The 1,902-nt window shown below is 73.3% G+C and carries 1 pseudogene; it reads right to left on the bottom strand.

Annotated elements, in window-relative coordinates:
* Positions 1 to 1,902, bottom strand: a pseudogene (locus FL311_RS44685) (hypothetical protein); the annotation flags it as partial.

Here is a 1,902-nt window from a genome sequence, read left to right on the forward strand (position 1 = left end):
GGGTTCTGGCGCATCCACGCGGCGAGCTGTTCGGGGGTGCCGTTGGGGAGGGCGGTTCGGGCCTCTTCGAAGTAGTTGAGGAAGGTGCGCACGCCGGAGTTCGCGGGGGTCGTCTGTCCCTCGGGCGCGATGAGCCCCATCATCTGGTCGATTTCGGAGGGCTCCAGGTCGAAGGCCTGGGCCACCTCCCGCAGGCCGGCGGTGCCGGTGAGGCGGCGCGTCACCAAATCCCTCATGCGTGGGAAGTCGAGGCCCATCGCCGCCAGGTCGCGGGCCTGGCTGGGGTAGGTGGACACGAACTCCACGCGGGCCGCGGCGTCGGGGATGCCGAACGCGGCGGCGCGCTCGGTGACGGCGCGGCGCACCTCCTCGTCGCGCAGGTAGCTCTCCCGGGCCTGGCCAATCTGGTTGAGGACGAAGAGGGTGGCGGCCACGGCGAAGCCCGGGGCGCCGGTGATGATGCCCGCGAAGGACAGGGCGCCCGTGACGACGCTCGCGGCCTGCACCGCCACCTGGATGTGGGTGCCCTGGTTCTGCTCCTGGCGCGAGAGCAGCTCCACCACGTTGAGGCTCGCGGTCACCATGCCCAGGATGTTGCTGGCCTTGCCCACCAGCTTCGCCAGGGCGGGGGCATTCGCCGCCAGGTTCGCCGTGTGCTGGGCCGCTCCCTCGAGGACGGGGAACCTGCTGGCGGCGGAGGAGGTGACGCGGTGGAGCACCGACGCCACGGTGCCCAGGCTGATGCTGACGGCCGCGGCGCCCATGCCCACCTTGCTCAAGGGGCCGGTGATTCCCAGCAGGACGTTGGGCTCGGAGAACACCTCGGGCCTCGTGAACATGGCCACCGAGAGCGCGGAGGTGACCAGCGACATGGCGCCGGCGCCGCCCTGCGCGGCCGCGTGGGTGGACAGCGCGGTGAGGGCGGCCACGTCTCCGGTGACGGCGCGCGACAGCGTGTCCAGCGTCGCCTGGGGGTTGGGGCCCAGGATGCTGGCCTGGACGCTCGCGGGCATCGCGTCGATGAGCGCGCGGCTGGCGGCCACGGCCTGCTCGGGCGTCTGTCCCTTCGCGAGCGCGTCCGCCATGGTGGCGTTGAGCGCGGGGCCGTAGACCTGGGCCTCCAGGTTGACGCCCGCGCCGCTGGCGAGGGGGGTCATCAGCGGGGCGTTGCCGGCCAGGAAGTCCACCGCGGCGCCCGCCTGGGGCGAGTCGGCGACCAGGGCCAGGCCCTCGAACAGCGCGGCCGCGGCGGTGGGCGTGGTGTAGGGCGAGCCCGCGTGGTGCTCGGCGAGGTAGCTCGTGAGCGCGTCGCCGTTGGCTTCGAGGTGGGCGGCGAAGTCGGCCACGGCCGCGTCGCGCGCCGCGTAGACGCCGGCGTTCTGCTCGCGGTAGCCGGCGATGTACGCGTCGCGCTCCTCGGTGGTCAGCGTGGGGCCGAGCAGCGCCAGGTCGTTGGCGAGCTGCACCTCCGTCGCGTCGACCGCCTGCTGCGCCGCGGTGGCGGAGGCGGACAGCGTCTGCATCCGCGCGTACGCATCCGCGCCCGTCAGTCCCGGCGCGACCTGGGCGCGAGAGGTCGCCGTCGTGCCCTCGGTCCCACCCCCGCGCGAGACGAGGCCACTGTTGCCCGTGCCTCCGAGCAGGTTGCCTCGTCCTCCGTTCAGGAGGCTCGCGCTGGCCCCCGAGCCATTGAGCAGGGTCATGCCCCCGTTCATCAACATCCCCGCGGTGACTGTGCCGCCGCTGCCCTGGCCCCCGTGCTGCGTCGGCACATGAGGACCGGGCTTGCCCGCGCCGGCCGTGCCGCCGTTCTTCGCGGCCCACTTGCGGAGGTCCGACTTGCGCGTGTCCTCGGCCTCGAAGCCGCTGTCCTGCTTCTGGTAGCGCGGCGTGGGCGGAGGA

The sequence above is a fragment of the Myxococcus sp. AB025B genome, from assembly GCF_006518215.1.
Taxonomy (GTDB): Bacteria; Myxococcota; Myxococcia; order Myxococcales; family Myxococcaceae; genus Myxococcus; species Myxococcus fulvus.